Raw genomic sequence first — 1453 nt, forward strand, 5'->3', positions numbered from 1 at the left:
GGCCAAGACGGTGACCTGCTCACCGGCTCCCGCCTCCCGCAGGCCCTTCAGCAGCGCGGTCACCCCGTCCGGGTGGTCGAGGGCGGCGTGCGCGGCAACCCGCTCGGCCAAGACGGTGACCTGCTCACCGGCTCCCGCCTCCCGCAACCGGACCAGCAGAAAGGCCACCCAGGACGGATCGTCGAGGGCGGCGTGCGCGACAGCCCGCCCGGCCAAGACGGCGAACTGCTCACCGGCTCCGACCTCCCGCAGGCCCTTCAGCAGGTGGGTCATCTCGCCCGGGTGGTCGAGGGCGGCGTGCGCGGCGGCCCGCCGGGCCAAGACGGTGACCTGCTCACCGGCTCCCGCCTCCCGCAGGCCCTTCAGCAGCGCGGTCACCCCGTCCGGGTGGTCGAGGGCGGCGTGCGCGGCAACCCGCTCGGCCAAGACCGTGACCTGCTCACCGGCTCCCGCCTCCCGCAGCCGGTCCAGCAGGAAGACCACCGCGCCCGGGTCGTCGAGGGCGGCGTGCGCGGCGGCGTGATGGGCGGGGCGGCGCTCGCTCGGATGCACGGTGTGCATGAGGCGGACGAGCGCGGCGGCGGCAGATGGGTCGCCGTGGGAGGTGGCGTGTTTGTGCAGCTGGGCGGCCTCGCGATACAGTCCGCGCTTTTGGGCCGCCTCACCGAGCACTGCAAAGTCGGCGGGGTGGGCGCTTGGCATGGCCGCGGTCCAAAAGCCGATGGTGGCGCCGAGGGGCTCCAGGTGCTGGGCGGTGCGTCCGGCGGCGGCACCCGGCGTCGAAAACTCCAGCTCAGCGCTGGTGGAGGCGACCGAGGGCCGCTGATCTGGGCTGTCCATGCGGGTTACTCCTTCGGTTCGGGGTCGGCTGCATTCTGGGCGGCCGCCGGCGGTCGCGCTGGGCGCGCAGGTCGGCCTCGACCCGGCCTTGGGTGATGTAGCGATACAGCAGGTTGAAGCTATCCCAATAGCCGAGGGCCTTGATCTCGTTGAACAGGTGCAGGACCGGGACGGCGGGGTCCTCGGCGCGGCGGCGCCGCAGGTGGTCGCGGTAGGGGTCGACGAGGGTGGGCCGGCAGGCGCGGGGCGCGTCGGAGAGATTCGGGTTCGCTCACGCGCGCGTAGCGCTTGACCGTATTGAGGGACAGGTTCAGGCGGCGGGCGCACTCCAGCAGGCCGACGCCCCGACCGAGCAGGTCGTGGATCTGCTGCCGGCGCTCGCGGGTGGTGGTAACGCGTTTACCGTTCGGCAGCGAGGGTCCGGCCTTGGCCCAGCAGGCACTATGTCCTGCGACTTCTTTTCCGACGGCCTCGCCGAAGTTGTGCCACAGGTGCCGGCGGTCGGCGACCTGGATGGTGTCCGGGAGCGGGTGGCGGATCGCTTCGGCGTAGGCGCCTGAGCCGTCCCGGTACAGGATCCGCACGCCGGGATGGGCGCGCAGCCATGCTTCCA

At 72.5% G+C, this 1453-nt stretch carries 1 protein-coding gene and 1 pseudogene; both read right to left on the minus strand.

The window, feature by feature from the left end; translation table 11 throughout:
• Window positions 1-561: hypothetical protein (locus tag FHS22_RS37070; RefSeq protein WP_184948875.1), on the minus strand; the 561-nt coding region annotated here is incomplete at its 3' end.
• Between the two features lie 349 nt (window positions 562-910).
• A pseudogene (locus FHS22_RS37610) lies at window positions 911-1453 on the minus strand (ISL3 family transposase); the annotation flags it as partial.

The organism is Thiemannella venezuelensis (assembly GCF_014203605.1).
Classification (GTDB): domain Bacteria; phylum Actinomycetota; class Actinomycetes; order Streptosporangiales; family Streptosporangiaceae; genus Planomonospora_A; species Planomonospora_A venezuelensis.